A 1610-nucleotide genomic window follows, 5' to 3' on the forward strand; every position below is an offset into this window, starting at 1 on the left:
TCCATCTCGGAGATCTGCTCGTTGAGGGCCATCACCTCCTCGGCCAGGGTGTGGACCAGCTTCGCGATGGTCTTCTCCCCGGGGACAGCTGTGTGCTGGCGCTCGGCGGCCTCAACGGCCGCTTCGGCAAGGGATCGCGCGTTGCGGACCTTGCGATTGGCCAGCCACTTCATCAGCCGCGCGGTGCCGGCGCGGCTGATCCAGGCCGGGGCCTGGCAGCCCGTAAGGAGCTTGAGCGGGCCGGTATTCGTCATGTCCAGGGCCCTCTCCAGGGCCGGGAACATGCTCAGCAGGGTGCCGCGCGGCCGGTTCACCACGCGGGTGCGGTCCTCGACCAAGTCGGTACGGCGGCCGGTCAGCAGCTTGAGCTCGATGGCGGATTCGTCGCCGGGGCAGACGGGCCGCAAGTCGCGGCGCATCCTGGCCTGGTCGGCGATGACGTAGGCGTCGCGGGCATCAATCTTCCCCTCACCTCGGTAACCGTCGGATGCTCGGTTCACCAAGCGGCCGGGGATGTAGAGGACTTCCTGGCCATGGTTGATCAGCAGGGCCAGCAGCAGCGCGGGCTCCCCGCCGGTCATGTCGATGGCCCAGGTGACCTTGCGGCAGTCGGCCAGGGCCAGGACGTCACCCATCTGCTTCAGCAGCTCGGGCTCGTCGTTGGCGACCCGCCGCGACAACAGGGTCTTTCCGCCGGCGTCCAATGCAAGGCCGTGGTGGTGGCCCTTGCCGCTGTCGATCCCCACCCATATCCGGCTCATCGCGCTCCTGACGTGCTCGTTCGTACGATTCGTGCCACGGACGACCTCGCCGGCATTGCTCTACTCAGCGACTTGTTCGCACTTCCTAATCGGCGGCCGAGTCGTCGTGGGGAGCCGGGCGGCCAAGCATGTGGAGCCACAAGGCGGCAGCGCACCGAGAGCCACACCCGGCTCCCCTGGGTGCCGCAACCCTACGAATGGCTGGGGCCTCCCAGGAAGAAGGTAGAGCGCACCGACGCCGCTCCCGTGGGCGGCTCAGTGGCGCTCAGCTGTGTGGCAAGGTCCTTGCCCAGTTCGAACGACAGGTTCTCCACGATGCCCTGGTAGTTGAACGAGACCTGGTGCGGCGGCTCCTGGTCCACGGCGAGCAGAACCCTCTCGAAGCCGATCAGCGAGGCGCGCGCCGCGTTTCGTTCCCTTGGGCACGTCGTGGTGGTCCTGGCTTCGCCGAGAGGCGGGCGAGACGAAGAAGGGACACGTCGCGCCGGAGAAGAGCATGCATTCGCGGTGGCCGGGGCCGTCGAATCGTGTGCAGGCCCCCGCCTTCAGTGTCGGGTAGACCTCGTCGTCGGCGAACAGCCGATAGGGCACGTCGTTGCCCAGAGCGAGGCCGCAGATCGCGCAACACGCGCCTGCCCACAGAGTCCCGGAGCGGCGGAAGTCCTGGAGCGCCAGCTGTGGTTTGCCACGGACCCAGGCGTTCTCCGCAGGGACGGGGTAGCCGCGTTCATCACGCGGGAAGCCAACGACCCGTCCGGGCATCGTGCCTCCGACCCCCGCGGAACACCGCTGACGCGGCAGCGGTGGAAAAGAAGGTGCTCCTGCCGCGCGACATCCTGCCGTCTCACG

At 68.0% G+C, this 1610-nt stretch carries 2 protein-coding genes; both read right to left on the reverse strand.

Going from position 1 to position 1610, the window contains the following annotated elements:
- Positions 1-761, reverse strand: a 761-nt coding sequence (locus ACGFU7_RS48085; RefSeq protein WP_393705137.1) for an IS110 family transposase, incomplete at its 3' end; no start/stop codon positions are given.
- A 191-nt stretch (positions 762-952) separates the two neighbouring features.
- Positions 953-1123, reverse strand: a complete 171-nt coding sequence (locus ACGFU7_RS48090; protein WP_393705139.1) for a hypothetical protein — start codon at positions 1121-1123, stop codon at positions 953-955.
- Positions 1124-1610 lie beyond the last annotated feature (487 nt).

The organism is Streptomyces sp. NPDC048473 (assembly GCF_043200155.1).
Classification (GTDB): Bacteria; Actinomycetota; Actinomycetes; order Streptomycetales; family Streptomycetaceae; genus Streptomyces.